At 67.0% G+C, this 24347-nt stretch carries 24 protein-coding genes and 1 riboswitch; of the genes, 12 read left to right on the top strand and 12 right to left on the bottom strand.

The genetic code is table 11. The features are described from left to right. Positions 1-61: 61 nt before the first annotated feature. The 3 genes from QRN11_RS13460 to hemE all read right to left on the bottom strand — a co-directional run bounded on the left by QRN11_RS13460 (position 62) and on the right by hemE (position 3698). Entirely contained in the window at positions 62-1066 is a 1005-nt protein-coding gene (locus QRN11_RS13460) for a hypothetical protein (protein ID WP_285251376.1), read from the bottom strand. Between the two features lie 112 nt (positions 1067-1178). Further along, entirely contained in the window at positions 1179-2600 is a 1422-nt protein-coding gene (gene hemG / locus QRN11_RS13455) for a protoporphyrinogen oxidase (RefSeq protein WP_285251375.1), read from the bottom strand. A 3-nt stretch (positions 2601-2603) separates the two neighbouring features. Next, positions 2604-3698, bottom strand: coding sequence for a uroporphyrinogen decarboxylase (gene hemE, locus QRN11_RS13450; protein WP_285251374.1), 1095 nt, complete (start codon positions 3696-3698; stop codon positions 2604-2606). A gap of 158 nt (positions 3699-3856) precedes the next feature. Here hemE and QRN11_RS13445 point away from each other — a divergent pair, with 158 nt between their 5' ends. After that, positions 3857-5182: a glutamyl-tRNA reductase gene (locus tag QRN11_RS13445; protein ID WP_091415413.1), complete on the top strand. Its 1326-nt coding sequence runs from the start codon at positions 3857-3859 to the stop codon at positions 5180-5182. A 223-nt stretch (positions 5183-5405) separates the two neighbouring features. Here the strand turns inward: QRN11_RS13445 and moeB are convergent, their stop codons facing one another. Next, positions 5406-6605, bottom strand: a complete 1200-nt coding sequence (gene moeB / locus QRN11_RS13440; protein WP_285251373.1) for a molybdopterin-synthase adenylyltransferase MoeB — start codon at positions 6603-6605, stop codon at positions 5406-5408. A gap of 84 nt (positions 6606-6689) precedes the next feature. Between moeB and QRN11_RS13435 the strand changes: the two genes are divergently transcribed. Genes QRN11_RS13435 through QRN11_RS13425 form a run of 3 tightly spaced genes read left to right on the top strand, consistent with a single transcriptional unit; the run spans position 6690 to position 7974 of the window. After that, on the top strand, positions 6690-7355 hold the full coding sequence (locus QRN11_RS13435) for a TetR/AcrR family transcriptional regulator (protein WP_091415407.1): 666 nt from the start codon (positions 6690-6692) through the stop codon (positions 7353-7355). Positions 7356-7405: 50 nt separating this feature from the next. Beyond that, positions 7406-7630, top strand: coding sequence for a DUF3107 domain-containing protein (locus QRN11_RS13430; protein ID WP_091415405.1), 225 nt, complete (start codon positions 7406-7408; stop codon positions 7628-7630). A gap of 41 nt (positions 7631-7671) precedes the next feature. Next, complete coding sequence (locus tag QRN11_RS13425) at positions 7672-7974, top strand: hypothetical protein (RefSeq protein WP_285251372.1); 303 nt, start codon at positions 7672-7674, stop codon at positions 7972-7974. Between the two features lie 75 nt (positions 7975-8049). Here QRN11_RS13425 and QRN11_RS13420 read toward each other — a convergent pair whose 3' ends face one another. The 4 genes from QRN11_RS13420 to QRN11_RS13405 form a co-directional block, all read right to left on the bottom strand. Further along, complete coding sequence (locus QRN11_RS13420; protein WP_285251371.1) at positions 8050-8388, bottom strand: 4a-hydroxytetrahydrobiopterin dehydratase; 339 nt, start codon at positions 8386-8388, stop codon at positions 8050-8052. 51 nt (positions 8389-8439) lie between these two features. After that, complete coding sequence (locus tag QRN11_RS13415) at positions 8440-9249, bottom strand: thiazole synthase (RefSeq protein WP_285251370.1); 810 nt, start codon at positions 9247-9249, stop codon at positions 8440-8442. A gap of 3 nt (positions 9250-9252) precedes the next feature. After that, positions 9253-9489: a sulfur carrier protein ThiS gene (thiS, locus tag QRN11_RS13410; protein ID WP_091415395.1), complete on the bottom strand. Its 237-nt coding sequence runs from the start codon at positions 9487-9489 to the stop codon at positions 9253-9255. Then, positions 9486-10877 carry an FAD-dependent oxidoreductase gene (locus QRN11_RS13405; RefSeq protein ID WP_285251369.1) on the bottom strand — a complete coding sequence of 464 codons (1392 nt, stop codon included), beginning with the start codon at positions 10875-10877 and terminating at the stop codon, positions 9486-9488. Before QRN11_RS13405 ends, thiS begins: the two co-directional genes overlap by 4 nt. Beyond that, a riboswitch (TPP riboswitch) is annotated at positions 10870-10988 on the bottom strand. (Overlaps the previous gene by 8 nt.) 27 nt (positions 10989-11015) lie before the next feature. Here QRN11_RS13405 and thiE point away from each other — a divergent pair. From thiE to QRN11_RS13385, 4 genes are all read left to right on the top strand, one after another. Continuing rightward, on the top strand, positions 11016-11753 hold the full coding sequence (gene thiE, locus QRN11_RS13400; protein ID WP_285251368.1) for a thiamine phosphate synthase: 738 nt from the start codon (positions 11016-11018) through the stop codon (positions 11751-11753). A 132-nt stretch (positions 11754-11885) separates the two neighbouring features. After that, a complete protein-coding gene (locus tag QRN11_RS13395) occupies positions 11886-13373 on the top strand; it encodes an RNB domain-containing ribonuclease (RefSeq protein WP_285251367.1) in 1488 nt (495 codons plus the stop codon). Positions 13374-13662: 289 nt separating this feature from the next. Continuing rightward, entirely contained in the window at positions 13663-15354 is a 1692-nt protein-coding gene (locus tag QRN11_RS13390; protein WP_285251366.1) for a DEAD/DEAH box helicase, read from the top strand. A gap of 8 nt (positions 15355-15362) precedes the next feature. Then, entirely contained in the window at positions 15363-16235 is an 873-nt protein-coding gene (locus QRN11_RS13385; protein WP_091415384.1) for a DNA-methyltransferase, read from the top strand. Between the two features lie 66 nt (positions 16236-16301). On the opposite strand, the gene QRN11_RS13380 is transcribed toward QRN11_RS13385, so the two are convergent. Continuing rightward, positions 16302-17150: a PHP domain-containing protein gene (locus QRN11_RS13380; RefSeq protein WP_091415382.1), complete on the bottom strand. Its 849-nt coding sequence runs from the start codon at positions 17148-17150 to the stop codon at positions 16302-16304. An 80-nt stretch (positions 17151-17230) separates the two neighbouring features. Here QRN11_RS13380 and QRN11_RS13375 point away from each other — a divergent pair, with 80 nt between their 5' ends. Beyond that, entirely contained in the window at positions 17231-18811 is a 1581-nt protein-coding gene (locus tag QRN11_RS13375) for an aminopeptidase P family protein (RefSeq protein ID WP_285251365.1), read from the top strand. A gap of 71 nt (positions 18812-18882) precedes the next feature. Here the strand turns inward: QRN11_RS13375 and QRN11_RS13370 are convergent, their stop codons facing one another. Continuing rightward, positions 18883-19797, bottom strand: coding sequence for a YflT domain-containing protein (locus tag QRN11_RS13370; protein ID WP_285251364.1), 915 nt, complete (start codon positions 19795-19797; stop codon positions 18883-18885). A 77-nt stretch (positions 19798-19874) separates the two neighbouring features. Here QRN11_RS13370 and QRN11_RS13365 point away from each other — a divergent pair, with 77 nt between their 5' ends. Genes QRN11_RS13365 through QRN11_RS13355 form a run of 3 tightly spaced genes read left to right on the top strand, consistent with a single transcriptional unit; the run spans position 19875 to position 22980 of the window. Further along, positions 19875-21158 carry a magnesium transporter MgtE N-terminal domain-containing protein gene (locus QRN11_RS13365; protein WP_091415376.1) on the top strand — a complete coding sequence of 428 codons (1284 nt, stop codon included), beginning with the start codon at positions 19875-19877 and terminating at the stop codon, positions 21156-21158. Beyond that, positions 21142-21840, top strand: coding sequence for a DUF1003 domain-containing protein (locus tag QRN11_RS13360; protein ID WP_091415373.1), 699 nt, complete (start codon positions 21142-21144; stop codon positions 21838-21840). The genes QRN11_RS13365 and QRN11_RS13360 overlap by 17 nt, the downstream gene beginning before the upstream one ends. Next, positions 21841-22980 (top strand): Mrp/NBP35 family ATP-binding protein, encoded by a 1140-nt coding sequence (locus QRN11_RS13355; RefSeq protein ID WP_285251363.1) that lies wholly within the window; start codon positions 21841-21843, stop codon positions 22978-22980. Between the two features lie 17 nt (positions 22981-22997). On the opposite strand, the gene QRN11_RS13350 is transcribed toward QRN11_RS13355, so the two are convergent. Next, on the bottom strand, positions 22998-23411 hold the full coding sequence (locus QRN11_RS13350) for a twin-arginine translocase TatA/TatE family subunit (RefSeq protein WP_091415368.1): 414 nt from the start codon (positions 23409-23411) through the stop codon (positions 22998-23000). Positions 23412-23480: 69 nt separating this feature from the next. Then, positions 23481-24344: an anti-sigma factor gene (locus tag QRN11_RS13345; protein ID WP_285251362.1), complete on the bottom strand. Its 864-nt coding sequence runs from the start codon at positions 24342-24344 to the stop codon at positions 23481-23483. Positions 24345-24347: the final 3 nt, after the last annotated feature.

Here is a 24347-nt window from a genome sequence, read left to right as displayed (position 1 = left end):
ACAGCGTAGAAGTGCTTAATGTCACATGCCCGCCCGTTTCCCTCCGGGCCGGGGGCCGGTCCTAGGGATTCCGCAGGCGGAAAAAGACCAGCCCCGCAGCCCCGGCCACTCCCACCAGTCCCGAGCCCAGCCAGACCAGTGCGCTCTTGGGCTCCGCCTGCGTATTCAGCTCTGCATTGCTCCGAACGCTGCTGGCCTGGGTGGCTCCATAGGACGGCGTCCACTTCGAATCGGGCTGCGGCACTACATAGAGCGGCGCCTGCGCGGCTGTTGCCGCACTGGAGGCAGTCCCTGCGGTTGCCTCGGTTCCTGGCTGGCGGTTGGCGGTCCCGGGAAGATCCGCTGGGCCTGATCCGGCCGGGCTGGGCTGCTCTGCCGTGGCTCCGGCCGCACCCGCCGGAGTTTCCTGTGCATCAGGAGCTTGCCCGCCGGGGGCAGGCACGGCAGGGGCAGCAGCTGACGGGGTGGCAGCAGCAGGCGTCCCTGGCGCCGGGGTTCCGGCGGCGGAAGATGCCGGGGCGGGGGCCTGGGCGGAGGAAGCGGGAGACGCAGAAGGTCCCTGCGGCGCGGCGGAGCCCGAAGGAGCGGACGTGGCAGGCCGGGTGGCCGTCGGAGTGCTGGACGTTGGAGCGCCCGCCGTCGGAACGGGTGAGGGCTTAGTGGTAGTCGCCGGCGCCGACCTCAGATTGGGCGACAGTGTGGCGGTGATGGCCGGAAGGAGCGCCGAGGGAACGGCCGAGACTGAAGCGGAGGCAGTGGCTGCCGCACTTGCATCAGGGGTGCCGTTACGGGCGGCGCTGCGGCTCTTGTCGCGGTTCCGCCCGGCTGCGTCCCCTCGCGCCTCGGCAGACTGCGCCGTCAACGGGACCACCAGCGGAAGGGATGCTGTGTCCACGGCCGGAGCCGCAGGGTCGCCGGGATCGCCTGTTCCTTCCTTGGCTTGGGACGCCGCGACGCCTGTGGACAGAACCAGTACCGCTCCGATTGCCGCGGCTGCAGCGCCGCGCCGGATTCCCCCATGGATACCAGTCCGGGACATTGAAAGCTCGGACTTGTGTTGAACCATAGTCATCGACCCTAACGATGCCCCGAGGGGAAATGAAAGCCGGCGAAAGCCCGGAACGGCGGCCACCGGGAGGTCCGTGAAAGGGACTCGCCGGGCTGACCAGTAACAACGTTCAGGCAGTGAGCTTCCGGATCTGGTCTTTTGTGTCGGATACCACTGCGGCGAGTCCGTTGCCCGCAACCCAGCCACCCACCAGGGCCAGGCCGCCGGCTGCGGTGCAGGCTTTCCGGATCGCGTTCACCCGCGCACGGTGCCCGACGGCGGCAAACGGCAGGGACCCGGGCCACCGGACAACGTCCCAGTCCACAACGTCCTGCTGGCTGATCCCAACGCCCAGCAGCGCCGAAGCGTCGATCAGTGACGCGGCCAGGAGCTCGTCATCGGTATCAAGGCCGGGGGGCTGGTTGCCCGTCCCCTCGACGCGCCCGTATGAGAGCCGAAGGACATGCCGTCCGGGACCCGCGGCTTCCGCGAGCCAGTCCCATTTGCCGGTCGCGTGCGTCAGGGCCTTGGCCCGGATGCCGGGTGTCTGGGGCGCAACGAGGATGCCGGTGCCGCGCGGACGGCTGTCCAGCTCAGGCTTGTCCAGTACCAGCGTGACAAGCTGCACGTCGGGCCCCGAGCCCGGCTTCTTGCCCGCGATGGAGGGAACCGCTGGCTCCAGCAGGCCGACCGCGGCCGGACCATCGACGGCAACTGCCAGCAGGCCGGCGTCGTACGTCTTTCCGGCGGCCTCCACGCGCCAGCCTTCCGCTGTCCTGGCTACGGACACAGCACGTGCGCCGGTCAGGAGCGTGACGTCCCGGGCGCGGAGATCGCCGACCAGCGCGGTGACCAAGGTGTGCATGCCGCCTTCCAGGCCGGCGACGGCGGAACCTGCCTTGGCGGGTCCGGCACTGTTGCGCCGTTGGGCGGCTACGGCGGCGGCCAGCGAGCCGTGCTTGCGGAGTCCGTCCCGGAGTCCCGGTGCCACCATGTCGACGTCGAGCAGGGCGGGATCGGCTGAGTGGACGCCTCCCACTACCGGCGCCACGAGACGCTCCAGGACCCGGCCGCCCATCCTTGCCTTCACCAGCGCGGCCACGCTGACAACGTCCGCGGCCGCGCCTGCGGAGACGGGCAGGATCCTGTCCAGCGACGCCCGCAGGGAACCAAGCAGGCCCAGGGTGCGGCGTACTTCCGGGTCCCACGGGTTGGCGGGGATGCCCAGGACACCGGTTTTGGGAAGTTCGCGGGGTCCGTCCGGGAGCTGCACCCAGGCGCCGCCGGGCCGAGGCTGGACGACCCTGCTGGAAAGGCCGAGTTCGCCGGCCAGGGCGGCGACGGCGTCGGAGCGGGTGGCGAAGGATTCGGCCCCGCTGTCCAGAGTAAGGCCGGCAACCGAGTGGCTGCCCACGCAACCACCCCACTCCTGGCCCGCTTCAAGGACGGTTACCCGGTGCCCGGCGGCGGCCAGTTCCCGGGCGGACAGCAGCCCTGCGATCCCCCCGCCCAGCACCAGGGCGTCCACGGTCCCGGCCTTGTTGGCATCCAAAATTTACTCCGGGGAAATGGAGTGGATGAGCTCTACAACCCGGGTCAGGACGGCAGGGTCGGTTTCCGGAGGGACGCCGTGGCCCAGGTTGAGGACGTGGCCCGGAGCCGCTGAGCCTGCCTTGATGACAGCTCTCACGTGGGCCTCGAGGATCTCCCACGGGGCGGACAACAGGGCGGGGTCGATGTTGCCCTGCAGGGGGACGGACCCGCCGAGCCGGCGGTTGGCCTCATCCAGCGGAAGGCGGTAGTCGACCCCCACCACGTCCACGCCCACATCGCGCATGGCCACCAGGAGCTCGGAGGTTCCAGTGCCGAAGTGGATCAGCGGCGCGCCAAGGTGCCGCACATGGTCGAGAGCACGCGCGGAGGCAGGGGCTACGTACTTGGTGTAGTCGGCCAGGCCCAGGGAGCCCGCCCAGGAGTCGAAGAGCTGACCGGCGGAGGCACCCGCCTCGAGCTGGGCGCGGAGGAACATCCCGGAGGCGTCAGCAGCCCAGTCGGCCAGCGCGCTCCACGTTTCGGGGTCAGCGTGCATCATGGTCCGCGGCCCGAGGTGGTCGCGGGAGGGCTTGCCTTCCACCATGTAGGCCGCCAGGGTGAAGGGGGCCCCGGCGAAGCCGATCAGGGGTGTTTTGCCGAGTTCGGCCACCGTGAGACGCACAGCTTCCCGGATGGGTTCCAGCGCCTCCCACGTCAGCTGCGGCAGAGCGGCAACGTCAGCCGCTGTCCGCACCGGCTTGTCCAGGACCGGGCCGACGCCGGGAACAATGTCCACGCCCACGCCGGCCAGCTTGAGCGGAATAACAATGTCGGAGAAGAAGATGCCGGCATCGACGTCATGGCGGCGGACCGGCTGGAGCGTGATCTCCGACGCCAGTTCCGGGCGGAGGCAGGAGTCCAGCATGGCGATGCCTTCGCGGACCTTCAGGTATTCCGGAAGGGAGCGCCCTGCCTGCCGCATGAACCAGACGGCGCGCCTGGACGGCTTGCCGCCCCGGTAGGCCGTAATCAGCGGCGAGTCAGCCGTGCGGCCGTCCATGAGCGGATGGTCTGCGGCGAGGGCGCCGGCAGCGGACATGGCAGGGCTGGAAGTCATGCCTCCGATTGTGCCCAATAACGGCGTCAAAAGATAACGACAGGCTGTCACCCTAAAGCCCACTGCCCGCCCCGTGTCAGGAATCACAGGCCCCGGCTGCCGCTCCCGGGCCGGACAGTTGTTCTACCGCGGAACGAAAAAGCTATGATTGACCTGCTGTGGTTCTTTTTTCATTGGTGGCTACACACGCCGACATCGATCTTGAGACCGTTGCTCAGTTGAGCAACGGTGCTTCGGAGATCGCCACATCCGCCCTCTCCGGATCGCCGGCAGTGACGGGTGCGGTTGTCCTTGCCACCTGCAACCGGTACGAAATCTACGGCGAGGCCCCCCATCCGGACGATGTGGAAGCCGCACGCGCCGCCCTCGTTGCCCAGATCAGCGAAGCCAGTGGACTGAGCGAACCGCTCGTCTCGCGCTCCTTCAGTACCCGCACAGGCCCCGAAGTCACCCAGCACCTCTTCGCGGTGAGCGCCGGACTGGACTCGGCCGTCGTCGGCGAACGCGAGATCGCCGGCCAGGTGCGGCGCGCGCTCATCACCGCGCAGCACGAAGGCACCGCGAGTTCGGGCCTGGTCCGGCTGTTCCAGGCCGCGTCCAAAACGGCCAAGGACGTGGGCGCCCAGACTGCCCTCGGATCCCGGGGCCTGTCCATCGTCTCTGTGGCCCTCGACCTCGCCACCGATCTTTCGGAAAACCCTGACTGGACCACCAAAAAGGTGGTGGTCTTCGGGACCGGCGCCTACGCCGGCGCCACCATGGCGCTGCTGCGTGAGCGTGGCTGCACCGACATTTCCGTTTTCTCCTCCTCCGGCCGTGCCGAAGGGTTTGTAGCCACTCGCGGGGGCACCGCCCTGGACGAAGAGTCTCTCCGGCCGGCCGTGGCCGCCGCGGACGTCATGATCGGTTGCAGTGGTTCGGATACCCGGGTTGAGGCGGACGAACTGGCCCTGGTCCGTGCAGATTCGCCCCAGCCGCTGATTGCCATTGACCTCGCCCTCACCCATGATTTTGACCCCGGCGTCGGGGAGCTGGACGGTGTGGAGCTGCTGACCCTGGAGTCCGTGCGCCTTGCCGCGCCGCAGGAACAGGCAGAGTCCCTGGCCCAGGCAAGCGGCATCGTCAGCGGTGCTGCCAAGGCCTTCGAGCAGGAGCGGGAGGCCCGGTCCGTGGACTCCGCGATCGTTGCCCTGCGGCGGCACACCATGAACGTGCTCGACGCCGAAATGGAGAAAGTCCGCGCCCGGCACGGCTGCACCGCTGCTGCCGAAGAAGTGGAGTTCGCCCTCCGCCGCATGGTCAAGCAACTGCTCCACGTCCCCACCGTCCGCGCCCGCGAACTGGCCGCCAATGGCCAGCAGGACGAATACGTGGCCGCACTGGAAGCGCTCTACGGCATCACCGTTGAGCAGCCCGCGGCCCGCGCAGTCCCCCAGGCGGAGTGCCCGGTGGACCATAGTGACATCGGCCGCGAAACGGCCTGACCACCCCAGGCGACCCTCTCACCTAATGCGCCTTTTTTACCAACGCTCTCTCACTTGATGCGTCTTTTCCGTCAGCGCTCTCTCACTTGATGCGCCCTCTTCAGCGATCCTCTCTCACTTTCCTGAGGAAAGTGAGAGAGCGTCCTTCGAAAGGGCACCTTAAGTGAGAGAGCGTTCCTAAAAAGCAAGCGTTAACTGAGAGAGCGTTGCTGGTTTGGGGGCCTCAGTAGACGGGCTTGTGGGGTTCCACGTCGCGCACCCAGGCAAGGATTCCGCCGTCGAGATGGCTCACCCGCTGGTAGCCCGCCTTTTGTGCCGCGGCCAGCACGTTGGCGGACCGGGTGCCGGCTTTGCAGTGGAACACAATCTCTTTGTCCTGTGGAAGCTCATTCCACGCCTCGCCGGCCAGGATCCGGCCCTGCGGGATCAGCGTGGCGCCGTCGATCCGGACAATGTCGTACTCCCCCGTTTCCCGCACGTCCACCAGTTCGAAGTCCTTCAGCCCCGCCTTCCGCGAAGCGAGCATGGTGGCCAGCTGCGTGGGCGTGACGGTGTGTTCGGTATCCGACGGGGCCGCCGGCGTGATGCCGCAGAATGCCTCGTAATCCGTCAGCTCCGTGATGGGCGCGGCCGCGGGGTCTTTCGACACACGGATCTCGCGCCAGCTTCCGCCCAGGGCGTCAAAGAGTGCCACGCGGCCCAGCAGTGAACGTCCGACGCCGGTGATCAGCTTTACTGCCTCCGTCACCATCAGCGATCCCACGGCGGCGCAGAGCATGCCGAACACGCCTCCCTCACCGCATGAGGGCACGGAGCCTGCCGGCGGCGCCTCAGGGTAGAGGTCGCGGTAGGTGGGGCCATGCTTCTCCCAGAAGACACTCACCTGGCCATCGAACCGGAAAATTGAACCCCAGACGTAGGGCTTGCCCAGGACGGCGGCGGCATCGTTGACCAGGTAGCGGGTGGCGAAGTTGTCGGCGCCGTCCAGGATCAGGTCGTAGTCGGCGAACAGCTCCAGGGCATTGCCGGCATCGAGCCGGACATTATGCAGCCGGACGTCCACCAGGGGGTTGAGGGCGGCAATGGAGTCCCGTGCCGACTCGATTTTGGGCCGGCCCACGTCCGCTACCCCGTGGATGACCTGGCGCTGCAGGTTGCTGAGGTCAACGGCGTCGTCGTCGATGATGCCCAGGGTCCCCACTCCGGCCGCGGCGAGGTACAGCAGCGCCGGTGACCCCAGCCCGCCGGCACCTATCACCAGCACCTTTGCATTCTTGAGCCGCTGCTGCCCCAGCGCGCCGATCTCGGGAATGATGAGGTGCCGCGAGTAGCGTTCCACCTCGGCAGCAGTCAGCTCACCGGCCGGTTCAACCAGCGGATCCAGTGAAACTGTTGAAACATTTGCGGTGAATGTCGAAGCCATACTTCAATGTATGCCCCGGGATACCGCCGGGTCATATTACCCCGAAGTAGAGTGGGGGTAACAGCAAGGGAAAGAAGGACAACTGTGGTCCATGAAGCACGGGCCGGCCGCCCGTCCGCAGCCGAACCGCACACCGCCCCGCGCCCCGCCGGGCAACGGTCCGCCCGGCTTCCCAGGGACGAAAGACGCGCACAGCTCCTTTCCGCAGCACAGGAAGTTTTTGTGGCCAATGGCTACCACGGAGCGGCCATGGACGAGATCGCAGAGACCGCCCACGTCAGCAAACCCGTCCTCTACCAGCACTTCCCTTCGAAGCGTGAACTGTACCTGGCCCTGCTGGAAAGCCACCTGGCGTCCCTGACCGAGCTGATGCTGGGGGCCCTGAACTCCACCACGGACAACGATGAGCGCGTCCAGGCCGTCATGCGGGCCTATTTCCAGTTCATCGCCAATGATGACCAGGCCCACCGGCTGGTGTTCGAATCGGACCTGATCAATGATCCCGATGTCAGCTCGCGGCTCGAAACCTTCAACCGGACCTTCGCCGATGCCATTGCCCGCGTCATCGCCGAAGACACCAAACTTCCGCATCTGGAAGCCGAACTGCTGGGCCGGGGGCTTGCCGGCATGGCCCAGGTTAGTGCGCGTTACTGGCTCGAAACGGATGGAAACCTGGACCTCGATGTGGCCAGCGACCTCATTTACCGTTTAGCTTGGCGCGGAATCTCTCGCTTCCCCAAAGAGTCCTAGACTACAAATAAGACATAACCGAGAAACGTGAACTGGCTGGGAGGCCCCCTGTGGAAGTAAAGATCGGCGTTCAGAACGTTGGCCGCGAAATTGTGCTCGAGTCAAACGAGGACGCAGACTCCGTGGCCAAGGTTGTCGAGGAAGCCATCAGCAACGGCGGTGACCTGCGCCTCAAGGATGACAAGGGACGCCTGATCATTGTTCCCGGCAAGGCCCTGGCATACGTGGAAATCGGCGCCGAAGAACAGCGCCGCGTAGGTTTCGGCCAGTTCTAGCCGCTGCCGTCCGGGCAGGGCGGTTATTTACGAGGAGGGCCATGCTTTCGCTGACCATCGTGGTGCTGGTGACAGCCGCCGCAGGTTTCATCGTCTGGGCCAACGACAAACGCCACACCAAGTACGGCGTTGGCCTACCCGCAGGCGTTGCCGTTGGCGTGGGAGCGTTGAGCTGGATCAGCCTGATGGCCGCCGGTTTAGGCTACCGTCCGGGGCTGACCTGGATGCCGTGGGTCCTGCCCATGGTGCTCGGAGCAGCGGCGGCCGTGGCTGCAGTCATCTTCCTGGGCCGCGTCCGGGCCAAGCGGGATCTGGAACGGCTCACCGCAATCCTGCGGCTCTAACGGCAGAACCCCAAAGTAAACGCCGGTGACCACTGCCCTGGGCAGTGGTCACCGGCGTTTAAGCGCGAGGCATGATCAGGCGCCTGCTGGATACTTCGCAGGCTCCGCAACGGCATGGACCGCGGCAGCGGCCTCACTGACAGCCTCAGCCGCCCCGACGTCGCGCGCCGTTACCTCTCCCCCGGCGTCATGGGAGGTGTAACGGAGGAACACCCTGTTGTACCGCCAGTCCAGGTCCGGGTGGTGGTTTTGTTCTTCGGCCAGGCGTCCGACGGCGGCAATCAGCTCAAGCGCCGCAGCCGACGTCGGCACTTTGTACACGGTGAGGAGGGCGCCGTTGTGGTAGCGCCAGTCGGGCAGGACGGCCAGGGCATCCTCGAGCCGCTCAGGTGAAAGAACGTCGTTGCCGGCCATGACTGCTCCTTTGTTCCGTTGCGCTGGCCGGCAGCCCGCTCGCTGGAAGGGCTACAGGAACTCGGCCCGGCCTTCCATGGCCGATGACGCCAGTGCATGTTCCCGGCGCGGTATCCTGCCGGCCGCTTTCGCCAGCCTACCGGCGATCACCGCGTGTTTGAAGGCCTCCCCCATGAGGGCAGGCTTCTGGGCGCGGGTCACCGCCGTGGCCAGCAGGACAGCGTCGCAGCCCAGCTCCATGGCCAGGGCCGCATCCGAGGCAGTGCCGATGCCCGCGTCCAGGACCACCGGAACCGAGGCCCGGGACACAATCAGTTCGATGTTGTGCGGGTTCAGGATACCCAGGCCGGTACCGATAGGTGATCCGAGCGGCATCACCGCAGTGGCCCCGAGGTTCTCGAGCCGGAGGGCAAGGACAGGATCGTCGTTGGTGTAGGCGAACACTTTGAAGCCCCGGTTGACCAGCTGTTCCGTGGCGTCCACCAGTTCGACGGCGTCCGGCAGGAGCGTCTGCTCGTCCGCGATGACTTCCAGTTTCACCCAGTCGGTTTCCAGTGCCTCGCGGGCCAGCTCGGCCGTGAGCACGGCGTCCCGGGCGGTGAAGCAGCCGGCGGTGTTGGGCAGCACCCGGATGCCGTGGTCCACGAGCAGCTGGAACAGAGAGCCTGTCTCCGCCGTCGAATAGCGGCGCATGGCCACCGTGGTCAGGCTTGTCCCGGAGGCGAGGAGCGCAGCGCCGAGGCCGTCCAGGCTGGGTGCGCCCCCCGTGCCCATGATGAGCCGGGATTCCAGTTCGACGCCCTCAATGACCAGCGGATCGTGGAGCGCGGCAGAGGTTGCAGCAGTGATGGTTTCGCTCATGGGTCAGCCTCCCTGCACAGCCGTGACGAGTTCGACCTCGTCGCCGTCCGCGAGCGCAGTGGCGAACCACTGGCTGCGCGGAACTACCTGGGCGTTGTGCGCCACGGCCACACCGAGCTTCTGCCCATCCGTGGCCTGCCCGTCTGCACCGAGGGGACGGCCGGTGACCTGGCTGACGAGTTGGGTGATGGAAGCACCATCCGGCACGGGGTGCGGGGTTCCGTTCAAGGTGATGTTCATACTGATTCCTTTGTGGGCGGTTGGTGGCTCAGGCGGCCGGTTGGGAAGCGGGTAGTCGCGGCGGGTGTGGCGTTGAAGCGGGCCGGGTTGAAGGGTGCCCAGCGGGGATCCTCGCGGCCGTCCAGGAGGTCCCGGCAGACGGCGGCTGCGGCCGGCGTCAGGTGGACGCCGTGGCGGAAGAACCCGGTGGCCACGATGAGGCCGGGGACGTGTCCGGCCTGTCCCGCAATGCCGTGCGTTGTGGGCACGCGCCCCAGCAGCGGGGCATTGTCCGGGGTTCCGGGCCGGGCGCGGGCGGTGCATTCCAGCAGTTCGAGTTCGGCGACGGCGGGAACCAGCACCTGCGCGTCGCGCAGGAGCTGGTAGACGCCACCGGCGGAAACGGCATGCGCAGTAGCCGGCGCGTCTTCGCGCTGGGTTGCCCCAATGACCACGGTGCCGTCCCGCCGGGGAACGATGTACACCGGAACGCCGTGGACCAGTCCGCGGACGGTGGAGGTCACTAACGGCTGCAGGTGCCGGGGCACGGCGAGCCGCAGGATGTCCCCATAGACGGGCCGCAGCCGAAGGTGCAGGCCTTCCGGGAGTGATTGAAGTTCTGCCGCGTGCAGCCCGTTCGCCACCACGGTCTCTGCGGCCAGGATGGTTCCCCCGCAGGCCAACTGCACGCCGGCAACGGCGCCGTCCTGCCACAGCAGCCCTCGTGCTTTGTCCGGCACCGAGTAGCCGTCGACGGCGCCTGCTACAGCTGTGCCATCGCCCCCGGTCCCGCTGTGGGCACCCTCGCCACTGGTCCTGTTCGCGTCACTGCCGCTGCCGTGTCCGCCGTGGCCGGCGAGCGCCTGGCGCAGGCAGTCCACCAGCAGCCGCGGATCCACCTGGTGATCGGCCGGGGTGTCCAGCGCGCAGGCGATCGCCGGGCTGAGCAGTGGCTCCCGTTGACGGGCTTCGCGGACGGTGAGCGGTTCCACGGTGAGGCCGTTGGCCTGCTGTACTCCGCGCAGGTCCATCAGTGCCCGGCGGTCAGCGGCGTCGGCACCCACGGCGAGGGTCGGCGTCGTGATGTATCCCGGATCAGCACCCGATGCTGCGCGGAGCCCGGCAATAAAAGCGGGCCAGCGCGTCGAACTATCCAGCATCAGCTCCAGAAGGCCCTCCTCCTGATAGTGCAGTTCGCTGACGGGGGCGAGCATTCCGGCGGCCGCCCGGCTGGCCCCGGAACCCGGTGCGTCGTCGATGAGCACCACGGAGCGCCCCGAGCGTTGCGCCTCCCAGGCGATGCCGTGGCCGATCACTCCGCCGCCAATGACGGCGACGTCAGCCCGGATGGTGCCGCCGGCGGGCGCGGCCTGTTGTTCCGTTGCGCCGCGGCCAGATAGTGCACCCATGTGTCTCCTTCCCTACGCCGGTACTAGCCGGATCAGGTCAAGCGGTCGGCTCTGACGCCCTCTCAGCCCGGCGCTTTGTGACAGCTGCCGCGGGCTCCCGCAGTACGAGGCAAGTGTAGAGGAACTAGGCTTGCCCCCATGAATGTGTCCCACACTCCTGCCGCCGGCACCGATGTCCTCAGCACCACTAAAATCAGCAACGGCCTCAGCTCCGCGCGCCTATACCTCTGCACGGATGCCCGCAAGGACCGCGGCGATTTCGGGCAGTTCGTGGATGCCGCTTTTGCCGGCGGCGTGGACATCATCCAGCTCCGGGACAAGACCATCGAGGCCGCAGAGGAGCTGGAACTCCTGGCCGTGCTGAAGGAAACCGCGGAGCGCCACGGCCGGCTGTGGGCTGTCAACGACAGGGCTGACATAGCAGTGCTGTCCGGCGCTCCGGTGTTCCACATCGGCCAGAAGGACCTTCCCCTCGCTGCCGCGCGCACCCTGCTCAACGGCAACGCAGCCATCGGACTGTCCAGCCATGCACCTGAGCAGGTGGACGCGGCTCTCTCGGCAGCGTCCGGACCCGCGGGGCTGGACTACTTCTGCGTGGGCCCCGTGTGGGCAACGCCCACCAAACCGGGGCGGGCCGCCGTCGGGCTTGAGCTGGTGAAGTACGCTGCCGCGGCGGCCAGTGCTGCGGGACAGGAAGGACAGCCCGACGCCGGTGTCCCCTGGTTTGCCATCGGCGGCATCGACCACGGCAACGTTGAGCAGGTAGTGGAAGCAGGCGCCCGCCGCATTGTGGTGGTCCGGGCCATCACGGAGGCGGACGATCCCTCGGCCGCCGCCGCATCGCTCCTCGCAGCCTTGGATGCCCCCGGTTCCTGAGGCTGTCCGGTCTCCGGCGATACGGTTCACTGACCATCCGGTCCGCTGACGCCCGCTACCCTGGTTTTACCGTGCGCCCTTCCCGGCCCGGATGCCTGCATTATCGCCGGAATTCGAGTTAGGCTGATTTTCGTGTCACACCATCGGCTGGCTCCCAACGTCCACGAGCACAACAACGCGCTCGAGGCGGCGCTCAGTGCGCTGCGGACCGAACTGGAGCTGCCTGGCGCCTACCCTGACGACGCCGTGGCGGATGCCAAAGCGGCCGTCGAATCCCTGCAGCTGCCCGCCTACGACCTCACCGCCGTCGAGTTCGTCACCATTGATCCCGCCTCCTCCACCGACCTGGACCAGGCACTGTTCATCGAGCCCGACGGCGACGGGTACCACGTGCTCTACGCCATCGCCGACGTGCCCGCATTCGTCACGCCCGGCGGACCGTTGGACGCGGAAACAAGGCGCCGCGGACAGACGTTCTACGCCCCCGACGGGCGGATCCCGCTGCATCCGGAAATCATCAGTGAACAGGCCGGCAGCCTCCTTCCGGACCAGGACTGCTCTGCATTCGTCTGGGATTTCCGCCTGGACAGTGCCGCGGAGGTCACGTCCGTCGCCGTCAGGCGGGCCCGTATCCGCAGCCGGGCCAAGCTCAGCTACAAGGGCACGCAGGCGGAACTGGACGCCGGAACGGCTCCGCCGGTGCTGAAGCTCCTTAAAGAGGTGGGGCTCAAGCGCGTGGAACTGGAGCGTGCCCGCGGCGGCGCCAGCCTGAACATGCCCGACCAGGAGATCGTCCAGCTGCCCGACGGCGGCTACCGGATCGCTGCTGCTCCCCAGCTGCCCGTGGAGGACTGGAACGCCCAGATCTCGCTGATGACCGGAATGGCAGCGGCCCGCCTCATGCTCACGGGAAAAGTGGGCATCCTGCGCACCATGCCATCGCCCGATGAGCGCTCGCTGAACCATTTCCGGCTGCAGACCGAAGCCCTGGGCAAGCCCTGGGACGGTGAAGTCAGCTACGGCGAGTACCTGCGGAGCCTGGACCCCACCGATCCCCGCCAACTGGCCATCATGCACTCCGCCGGGATGTTGTTCCGCGGCGCTGCCTACACGGCCTTTGACGGGTCCGTGCCCGAAGATGCCGTCCAGTCCGCCATCGGCGCCGCCTATGCGCACACCACTGCCCCGCTGCGCCGCCTGGTGGACCGCTTTGTCCTGGTCATCTGTGAGGCGTTGAGCAACGGCGGCAAGGTACCGGGCTGGGCACGGGATGCCCTGCCAACGTTGCCGGAAATCATGGCCGGATCCGACCAACTGGCGTCGCGGATGGAGAAAATGGCCCTGGACACTGTGGAGGCGGCCCTGCTGGTCAACCACGTGGGCCAGGAGTTCGACGCGATCGTCATTTCCGGTTCCAAGCCCCAAAAGGACAACGGGAAAAACGGCAACGGCAAGAACGGGAACGGCAACGGGAACGGCGGTTCGGGGACCATCCAGATCGCGGACCCCGCGGTTACGGCCCGCTGCGCCGGCGAGCTGGAGCCCGGAACAAAGGTCCGCGTGCGCCTGGTCTCCTCGGATATCGCCACCCGGGAAGTCCATTTCGAGCTGGTCCAATAGCAGCACTGGGGCGGTGTTGAAGGCCCAAAGCCGGTATTTGGGCTCCCTGCCGCTAGACTGAAGGAGTAGAAATGGATGCCCGGTCGTTGATTTCCTTGATTTGAAACCAACAAACCCGCCCCTACGCGATCTTGAGATTTACCCGTTGGTCACCAGTGCCAGCATTTAGATAGCCCGCGATCGGCTTCCACTGGAATTGCTTGTGCGCCCGAGCGTGCTCCGGAACAGCCTTACGGCAGGCCCGTTGAGCAGGCAGCGCCAATGCCCAAATGAATAAGGAAACTCCCCAGTGAGTGAATTGCATACCCACCAGCTCCTGACCGACGAGTCCGGCACCGAAACCATCGAGCCCGAAGAAACCATCATCTCGGATGAGAAGCCGCATGAGATCGCGGAAAAATCCTTCGCGGACTACAACGTGCGTGCCGACATCGTGGAATCCCTGGCCGACGCCGGAATTACACACCCGTTCCCCATCCAGGCCATGACCTTGCCGGTGGCCCTGTCCGGCCACGACATCATCGGCCAGGCCAAGACCGGTACCGGCAAGACCCTCGGTTTCGGCATCCCCGCGCTGCAGCGCGTGGTGGGCCAGGACGATCCCGGTTATGACAAGCTCGCGGTCCCCGGTGCGCCGCAGGCCCTGGTCATCGTTCCTACCCGCGAACTCGCAGTCCAGGTGGCCAATGACCTGCAGACCGCGTCGCGGAAGCGCAACGCCCGCATTGCCACCATCTACGGCGGCCGCGCCTATGAGCCCCAGGTGGAAGCCCTGAAGCAGGGCGTAGAGGTTGTGGTGGGCACTCCTGGCCGCCTCATCGACCTCTTCAAGCAGAAGCACCTGAGCCTGAAAAACGTCAAGATCGTCATCCTGGACGAGGCCGACGAGATGCTGGACCTCGGCTTCCTGCCCGACGTCGAAACCCTCATCGCCGCAACGCCGGCCGTGCGCCAGACCCTGCTGTTCTCCGCCACCATGCCCGGCCCGGTCATCGCCATGGCCCGCCGCTACATGACCCAGCCCACCCACATCCGTGCCGCGGACCCGGAGGATGAAGGCCTGACCAAGCGCGACATCCGCCAGCTGATCTACCGCGCGCACAGCATGGACAAGATCGAGGTGGTGGCCCGCATCCTCCAGGCCAAGGGCCGCGGACGCACCATCATCTTCACCAAGACCAAGCGCACTGCCGCCAAGGTGGCCGAGGAACTGGTGGACCGCGGGTTCGCCGCCGCCGCCATCCACGGCGACCTCGGCCAGGGCGCCCGCGAGCAGGCCCTCCGGGCCTTCCGCAACAACAAGGTGGACGTCCTCGTGGCAACCGACGTCGCCGCCCGCGGCATCGACGTCGACGACGTCACCCACGTCATCAACTACCAGTGCGTCGAAGACGAAAAGATTTACCTGCACCGCGTGGGCCGCACCGGCCGTGCCGGCAACAAGGGCACCGCGGTCACCTTCGTTGACTGGGACGACATGCCCCGCTGGGGACTGATCAACAAGGCCCTGGGCCTGAGTGTCCCGGAGCCCGTGGAAACCTACTCCTCCTCGCCGCACCTCTTCGAGGAACTCGATATTCCCGTGGGCACAAAGGGCCGCCTGCCGCGTGACAAGCGCACCCTGGCCGGCGTGGACGCCGAGGTCCTCGAAGACCTGGGTGAGACCGGAAAAAAGAACAGCCGTGGCGGCCGCGACGCAGGTCGTACCCGCGACGGCCGTGACCGGGACAACCGCGGCCGTGAGGGCCGTGGCGGAAACCGCGAAGGCGGCCGCACGGGCGGGGACACCGGCCGCTCCGGTGAGCGCCGCCGTCGTACGTCCGATGCGGCCGAAAGCCCTGCCGCCGCCGGTGAGGCCCCCGCCGCCACCGAAACGGAACAGCCCTCGCGGACCCGCCGCCCGCGGACGCGGACCCGCCGCCGCAACGGTGAGGTCGTGGCCGGCGACAAGGCCGCACAGCCTGGCAGCACCGAGGCCTAAACCCCTTTATGACTGACACTGTCTGGGCGCCGGACGGCAGCAGCCTGGTGGTTCACGCGGACAACGCGGACTTCCTCCCCTCGCTGCCGGACGGCGCCTTCACACTGATTTATGTGGATCCGCCGTTTAACACCGGCCGGCCGCAGCAGCGCCAGCAGACCACCATGGTGGCCAATGCTGAGGGCACAGGCGACCGGCTGGGCTTTAAGGGGCGCTCCTACGACACCATCAAGGGCGCGCTGCACCGCTACGACGACGCGTTCAGTGATTACTGGTCCTTCCTCGAGCCGCGGCTCGTGGAGGCGTGGCGCCTGCTGGCCGACGACGGCACCCTGTACCTGCACCTGGACTACCGCGAGGTGCACTACGCCAAGGTGATGCTCGATGCGATCTTCGGCCGGGAATGCTTCCTGAACGAGATCATCTGGGCCTATGACTACGGCGCCCGGGCAAAAAACCGGTGGCCCACCAAGCACGACAACATCCTGGTGTATGTGAAAAACCCGGCGAAGTACCACTTCGACAGCGCCGAGGTGGACCGCGAGCCGTACATGGCCCCGGGGCTGGTGACTCCTGCCAAGCGTGAACTGGGCAAGCTGCCCACTGACGTCTGGTGGCACACCATCGTCTCCCCCACCGGCAAGGAAAAAACCGGCTACCCCACGCAGAAGCCCGAAGGCCTGGTCCGCCGCGTGGTGGCAGCCTCAAGCCGGCCCGGCGACTGGTGCCTGGACTTCTTCGCCGGCTCCGGGACACTGGGGGCCGTCTCCGCGAAGCTCGGCCGGAGGTTTGTGTGCGTTGACCAGAACCAGCCCGCCATCGACATCATGGCCAAGCGCCTCGGTGCGCACGCCCAGTTCACGTCCTTCCCGCCCAAGTAAGTAGCGCCAAGTGTCGTTTTGACGCTCCAAAACGGCACATAGCGCTACCCAGTTGGGGGCAGGGGGTCAGGGGCGGACGACGGTGGTTCCCGTCCCCAGCTCCTCGATCCTGGCGAGGACCTCAGGGGCGGTGACGTTTTCGCCGAGCAGGTTCGGTTTGCCGGTCCCGTGATAGTCCGAGGACCCGGTGATCAGCAGGTCATGCTTTGCGGCGAGCCTTCGCAGGAACCCGCGGCCTTCCTCAGGGTTGTCGCGGTGGTCGATTTCCAGGCCGGCCAGTCCGGCGTCGATCATCTCCTGGTAGACGCGCTCCCCCACGATCCGGCCGCGCGCGGAGGCTACCGGGTGGGCAAACACGGGAACTCCTCCCGCTGCACGGACCAGTTCGACGGCGGTGGCCGGGTCCGGCGCATAGTGCTGGATGAAGTAGCGGGACCGGGAGGTGAGGATGGACGCAAACGCCTCGGACCGGTCCTCCACCACGCCGGCCGCCACGAGCGCGTCGGCGATGTGCGGGCGGCCCAGGGTGGCGCCCGGCGCCACATGGTGGATGACGTCGTCCCAGGTAAGCGGGTAATCCTCGGCCAGCAGGGTGACCATCCGCTCAGCACGGGTCAGCCGGGCATCCTTGGCCTTGGTGATTTCCTCCAGCAGCCCTGGATGGTCCGGATCATGCAGGTAGCTCAGGAGATGGACACTGATTCCCTGCTCAGTCCGGCACGAGACCTCCATCCCAGGCACCAGCGCAACGCCATACTCCACGGCAGCAGCGGAAGCCTCGGCCCAGCCCGCGGTGGAGTCATGGTCGGTCAGCGCCACCACGTCCAGCCCCGCACGGGCAGCGGATGCCATCACGTCGGCCGGTTTTTCCGTGCCGTCGGAAACATTGGAGTGGGCATGCAGGTCAATCCTCACCTGCCCAGCCTAGTTGACCCCGGCTCCCATGATCATGCAGGTATTCGCACAAGCCTTCATGCTGGTGAGACGATGGTGCCGTGAACGATGCCGATAACACCCCCGATTCTGCTTCCCAGCCCCTGGACGAGCGCGTCAACAACCGCTCCCAGCGGCCCAGTTCCGACGCCTTCAAGGCTTTTATGGCCAGCAACTGGGCGCCGTCCAGCCAGGAACTCCCGGCGCGCGACGCCGTGGCCAGCTACGCCGCCACCCGGCGCAAGGCCATCTCCGGACTGTTCAAAGGCGAACGTCTGGTCGTCCCTGCCGGACCCTTGAAGGTCCGCTCCAACGACTGCGACTACCGCTTCCGCCCCCACTCCGGCTTCGCGCACCTCACCGGGCTCGGCCTTGACCATGAGCCGGACGCCGTCCTGATCCTGGAGCCTGTAGAGGAAGGAAAGGGCGACGACGGCGGGAACCACCGTGCCACGCTGTACTTCCGGCCCCTGGCCGGGCGCGATACCGAACAGTTCTACGCCGATTCGCGCTCCGGCGAGTTCTGGATCGGAGCCCGCCCCACGCTGGCCGAATTCGAGGCCCGCCTGGGCCTGGCCACTGCCCATATCGACCAGCTCGAGACGGCCATCACCAAGGATGTGGGCGCCCCGGAGATCGGCGGCATCTCCATCCGCCTGGTACGCAAGGTGGACGAAAACATCGACGCCCTGGTGGACACTGCCCGGTACAACACCGCCAAGGACCCGGACAACCTGGACCTCGCTGTGCTGGATGCCCTGGATGAGAAGCTCAGCGAAGCCCTCTCCGAGCTGCGCCTGCTCAAGGACGAGTGGGAGGTCGAGCAGATGAAACTCGCCGTCGCCGCCACTGTGGAAGGGTTCGAAGAGGTAGTCAAGGCCCTCCCCCGCGCTCTGACACACGCCCGGGGTGAACGGGTGGTGGAAGGCGCCTTCTTCGCCCGCGCCAGGGAGGTGGGCAATGAACTCGGCTACGACACCATCGCCGCCTCCGGCAACAACGCCACCGTCCTGCACTGGACCCGCAACACGGGCAAGATCAACGCCGGCGAGCTCCTGCTGGTGGACGCCGGGGTGGAAGCCGACTCGCTGTACACCGCGGACATCACCCGGACCCTGCCCGCCACCGGGGTGTTCAGCGACGTCCAGCGCAAGGTCTACGAGGCTGTCCTCGACGCCGCGGACGCCGGTTTCGCTGCTGCTCAGCCCGGCACAAAATTCCGCGACATCCACACCGCTGCCACCACCGTACTGGCCGAGCGGCTCGCCGAATGGGGCCTTCTTCCCGTCAGCGTGGAAGAGGCCATCAGCCCCGAGGGCCAGCAGCACCGCCGCTGGATGCCGCACGGCACCAGCCACCACCTGGGCCTCGATGTCCATGACTGCGCACAGGCCAAGCGGGAGCTCTACCTGGACGGCATGCTCACCGAAGGCATGGTGTTCACCATTGAGCCCGGCCTGTACTTCAAGGAAGAGGACCTCGCAATCCCGGAAGAGTACCGCGGCATCGGCGTCCGGATCGAGGATGACATCCTGATGACCGCCGAAGGCCCCGTCAACCTCAGCGCCGCCCTGCCGCGCAAGGCCGAGGACGTGGAGAACTGGATGGCCGGCATCTACCGCGAAACCGAGGGGACACACTAGCTCCCCGTATTACCCAAAAAGCGGGGCCACCGGATTCCTCCGGCGGCCCCGCTTTTGCGTTGTGGGAACGGCTACTGCCGCGAATCGCCCGACGGATGCTGCTCATCCACGGGACGAGGCTCCTCAAGGGGGCCCTGGTCGCCGGCCGGGCGCTGGGGCGCGGCCTGCGCATCGGCGGAAGGACCAGGCTGCGGCAGCCGGACGCCGTACTGGGGCCGGCCGTCGGGCAGGTCCGGGTAACGCCTGGCGGGCGCCGGGGAAGCCGGCTGCGCGACGCCGTCGTCCTGCTGCCCGGCAGAGGCGCCGTAGGCCGGGCTTTCCTGCGCAGATGAACCAGGGGCCTGCACAGAAGAACCGGTTGACTGTCCGTAGGGATCGTTCCAGCCGTTGGGGCGGGCGGGGCCCTGGCCCGGCTGCTGGTAGGGCTGGTTCTGGTAGTCGCGCTGGGTATAGGGACCGCTGCCTGCGGCGGCGTCCGAGCGCGTCATGGGCAGCTGCTGCAGGAGCCGCCGTGCTTCGTGTGCAGCCTCGGGCGCCACGATGACGTCATAGTTGGTGGCCACCACCTGGTTGGTGGACGTGAAGTCGCGCTTTCCCCGCTGCATCGCGTACGTGACAATGCCGAAGAGCATAAAGAAGGCTGCACCCATCAACACGGACGTCAGGATGGAAAAGTACCCCGGTGACGGCGCGAAGAAGGAGAGCATCACGCCAACGAACAAACCGAACCACATGCCGCTCAGCGCACCGGACAAGGCCACCCGCGGGTAGCTCAGGCGCCCCGTTACCCGCTCCACCATCTTCAGCTCATTGCCCACGATGGACACCATCTGCACCGGGAACTGCTGGTCCGCGAGGTAGTCCACCGCCTTCTGGGCGTCCAGGTAGGAAGTGTAGGAGCCGACGGTGTCGCCGGTGGGAACGGCCCTGGCTTCGTCCATGCCGTTGGGGCCGCCGGCCTTGGGAGCACCAAATATGTTTGCCATAGTCCCATTCTTGCCCATCAGCATGTGTGCTGCCTGTAAATTCCGCTAAAAGAGAGCAGACTCGGTAGCCTGTAGGAGTGAGTACAACACCTACCCGCGTCTTCGTGGCGCGCCTGCTGGGACTCGACGTCTTCGACCCGCTGGGCGACCGGCTGGGCCGGCTGCGCGATGTTGTTGTGCTCTCCCGCGGGACGCAGGGAGCCCCGCACGTGGTGGGCATCGTGGTGGAAGTACCCGGCAAAAAGCGCGTCTTTGTGCCCATGACCCGGATTACCTCGATCGACCAGACACAGATCATCTGCACCGGCCTGGTCAACCTGCGCCGCTTCGAACAGCGCGGCGCCGAAACACTGGTGGTGGCGGAGATGTTCGACCGCCGCGTCACCCTCCGCGACGGCAGTGGCGACGCCACCATCGAGGACATCGCCATGGACCAGAGCCGCTCACGCGACTGGTTCGTCAGCAAGCTCTTTGTCCGCCGCGGCCATTCGCTCTCGCCGCTAAGCCGGCTGCGGCGCAACGAAACCCTGATCATCGACTGGGCGGACGCCCTGCAGGGCCCCCGCACCGAGCCGCAGGCCGCCACCCAGTTCGTGGCAAACCACGAGGACCTCAAACCCGCCGACTTCGCCGAAGCACTGCAGGAAATGAGCGATAAACGCCGTTTCGAGGTGGCCAGCGAACTCCAGGACGAACGGTTGGCCGACGTCCTGCAGGAGCTTCCGGAGGATGACCAGGTGGAGATCCTTTCCGCCTTGGACGTTCAGCGCGCCGCCGATGTGCTGGAGGAAATGGACCCCGACGACGCCGCCGACCTCCTCGGTGAGCTTCCCTCGGCGCAGGCAGAGGAACTGCTCCAGCTGATGGAGCCCGAAGGCGCAGAGGACGTCCGGCGGCTCCTGGAATACGACGAGGACACTGCCGGCGGCCTGATGACCCCCGTGCCGGTGATCCTGCCGCCCGAAGCCACTGTTGCCGAGGCCCTTGCGCACGTGCGGCGCGAGGAGCTCTCCCCCGCGCTGGCTTCCTCGATCTTCATCGCCCGGCCACCGCTCGAGACGCCCACCGGCCGGTTCCTGGGCGTGGTCCACATCCAGCAGCTCCTCCGTTTCCCGCCGTTCGAGTCGCTGGGCAACCTCGTGGACAAGAACCTGGAGCCGTTGTCCGACCAGGCCCATATCAGCGAAGTGGCCCGGACCCTGGCCACGTACAACCTGAACTCCCTCCCGGTGGTTAACGATGCCGGCCGGCTTGTGGGGGCGGTGACTGTCGATGACGTTCTGGATCATCTGTTGCCCGATGACTGGCGCGCCCACGATGGCGAAGCCCCGATAAGAAGGCTCGGTGGCCGTATTGGCTGACAACAGCGTTCCAAAGAACCCCGGCCAGCGGCCCTCACCGAAGGCGGTGCCCGCAGGGAGCCTCGATACACCGCTGAGCGGCCGCCAGCGGATCCTGCCCAAATTCTCCCCGGACCCGGACGCGTTTGGGCACGCCACTGAAGGCTTTGCCCGGTTTATGGGCACGCCGCAGTTCCTGGTCTACATGACAGTGTTTGTGGTCATCTGGCTTGCCTGGAATACCTGGGCGCCGCTGGAATGGCAGTTCGACTCCCGTGACCTCGGGTTTACCCTGCTGACCCTGATGCTGTCCCTGCAGGCGTCCTACGCTGCGCCGCTGCTGCTGCTCGCGCAAAACCGCCAGGACGACCGTGACCGCGTCTCGCTGCAGCAGGACCGCCAGCGCGCCGAACGCAACCTGTCCGACACCGAGTACCTGACCCGCGAACTGGCCTCGCTGCGCATCGCCCTGCGTGAGGTGGCAACCCGCGACTACGTCCGCGCCGAACTGCGCTCGCTCCTGGAAGACATGCTGGAAGCCCAGGAAGAGCTCCGCACCCACGATTCAACCGGCCAGGGGCAGCACGAGTCTCCACGGGACAAGGTCCGGGAAAAGCTCAAGGAACAGCGTGAGCGGCAGCGGAACCCGCGCACCCAGCAGATTCCCCGGGTCAAACCGGGCCATTCAACCCAGGAACGTTAATTGAGCGCACCTACCGCCAGCCCCTCCCAGGAGGCTGTCAACGCCGCCCTGGCCACAGTCATCGATCCGGAGCTTCGCCGTCCCATCACCGAGCTTGGCATGGTGGAATCAGTGGAAATTGCCGACGACGGCCGGGTCACCCTCGCCGTCCTGCTCACCATCGCGGGGTGCCCGCTGCGGGACACCATCACCTCAGACGCCACCAAGGCGCTTCAGGCAGTCCCCGGAGTGACCGCCGTCGACGTGGACCTCAAAGTGATGACCCAGGAACAGCGTGACGCCCTCAAGGAGCTGCTCCGCGGGGCTGCAGGCCAGCGCGGCATCCCGTTCAACCAGCCCGATTCCCTGACCAAGGTCTACGCCGTGGCCAGCGGCAAGGGAGGCGTGGGAAAGTCCTCGGTGACCGTCAATCTGGCCTGCGCGCTGGCCGCCCAGGGGCTGCGGGTAGGCATCGTTGACGCAGACGTCTACGGATTCTCTGTTCCCGCGCTGATGGGGATCACCCAGGCGCCCACCCGGGTGGACGACATGATCCTTCCGCCCGTTGCCTACGGCGTGAAGGTCATTTCCATCGGGATGTTCGTCAGCGGCAACCAGCCGGTGGCCTGGCGGGGTCCCATGCTGCACCGCGCCCTGGAGCAGTTCCTGACCGATGTGTACTTCGGCGACCTGGACGCCCTGTTCCTGGACCTGCCGCCCGGCACCGGAGACATTGCCATCTCCGTGGCCCAGCTGCTGCCGAAGGCGGAGATCCTGGTGGTCACTACACCGCAGGCAGCTGCCGCGGACGTCGCCGAGCGTGCCGGCGCCATCGCCACCCAGACCGGGCAGAAGGTGGCGGGCGTTATCGAGAACATGTCGTACCTGGAAATGCCCGACGGCGGCCGGATGGATTTGTTCGGAAGCGGCGGCGGGACGGTGCTTGCTGAGAGGCTGACGGCCACCGTGGGCGAGGACGTTCCGCTGCTCGGACAGATCCCGCTGGATATCAAGCTGCGGGAGGGCGGCGACACTGGGTTGCCGATCGTCCTGGGCCAGGCAGAGACGCCCGCCGCTGAGGCGCTTTTGGCGATTGCCGGCCGGCTCGCTGCCAGGCCACGCGGCCTGGCGGGAATGAAGCTGGGGCTGCAGCCGCGCTGACCTTCCCGGAAGGTTGGCTAGGTGGCTTCCGTATCGTACGGTGCCGCTTCGCCGGGCGGCAGCGTCTGCAGCACCCGCTCGGGCCGTTGGGGAGCGGCAGTGTCAGCTGCGGCGACAGCAGCGGCACCCGAGACTGCGGCAACGGCTGCGGGCGCACCGGCGCTGACGGGCTTGGTGTCGTCGTCGAGCAGCGCTTCCTTGATGATGCGCCGGGGATCGTACTGGCGGGGATCGTACTTCTTCCAGTCGACATCGTCGATGTCGATCCCTACTTCTTCCTTGATCTGTTCGCGCGCGCCAGAGGCCATGCGGCGGACTTCCTTGACCAGGTTGGCAAGTTTCTGCGTGTATTCGGGCAGCCGCTGGGGGCCGATCACGAGGACGCCAATGATCAGCAGAAGGAAGAACTCCGGGCCGTTGATTCCAAACACTTTAGGAAGATTACCCTCTCCGGGCTGCCAGTGACGATTCCCGTCCGTAGCCGGCGGAATCCGTCCCCACTACGGGATAAAAAGGGCCACAATCTTGTTCAATCCGCGCTGCAGCCGGGTTGCCAAGGGCTCCCCGCCCTGGGACGGCGGCCTGTCCACGGCTTCGGCAAAAACACCTTCGGCCGCGCGCTCGCTCAACTGCTGCAGGATGGGAACGGCATCGTCGGCTTGCTCGGCCGGCAGGTTGGACTGGTAGGTGAACGTCCGTCCCGGAGCCCGGTAGGTGGCCGACCAGGGCGAGGACGCGAGGACCTGCAGCGGCTCTCCGCCCGCCTCAGCCGCCGGATCAGCTTCCGGCCCTGCACTATGGCGTTCAGTGACCGTTGCGTAGTGCGTCCCGTCGGAAAGCTTCAGCTCGACGGCGGGCCCGCCCTCCAGCACCATTGCCTTTGCTGACTCGAGGTGGAATCCCATTGCCTCAAGGTCCGGGCATACCCAGCCCTCGGTCCGCAGGGCGGACAGCCGCTCAGCGCTCAGTGGCCTGCCGTCGGCCGGTGTCTGCGATGACACGTGGGCGAGGGTGGCGGCCGCCATCGTTCCACCGGGGCCGGCAGGGTCACCGGCGACGGCAAAGGCACCGGCCGCGAGGACGCCGGCCGCAGCCACTGTTCCGCCGGCAGACATCGCCAGGATACGGACGGCTGCCCGTGGGGCCTGGCGGTGGGTGTGGGGAAGCGGGGGCTGCGCCGCCAACTCCTGGGTCCTTGCGAGGAGCCGGGCGGTCAGGTCATCGCTTGCCGGCGGTATGGGGGCTTCCCGCAGCCGCTCCAGGTACTGGCGCTCCCGGCGCAGGACGGAGGCGCATTCGTGGCATGACTGGATGTGGCTGGCGGTGCGCTGATGCCTGCGGCCGAGCGGAAACTGGGGCCTCATGCG

The organism is Pseudarthrobacter sp. fls2-241-R2A-168 (assembly GCF_030209335.1).
GTDB lineage: Bacteria > Actinomycetota > Actinomycetes > Actinomycetales > Micrococcaceae > Arthrobacter.
Note: the sequence above shows the minus strand (reverse complement) of the source record. Positions and strands in the feature narration are given on the sequence as shown.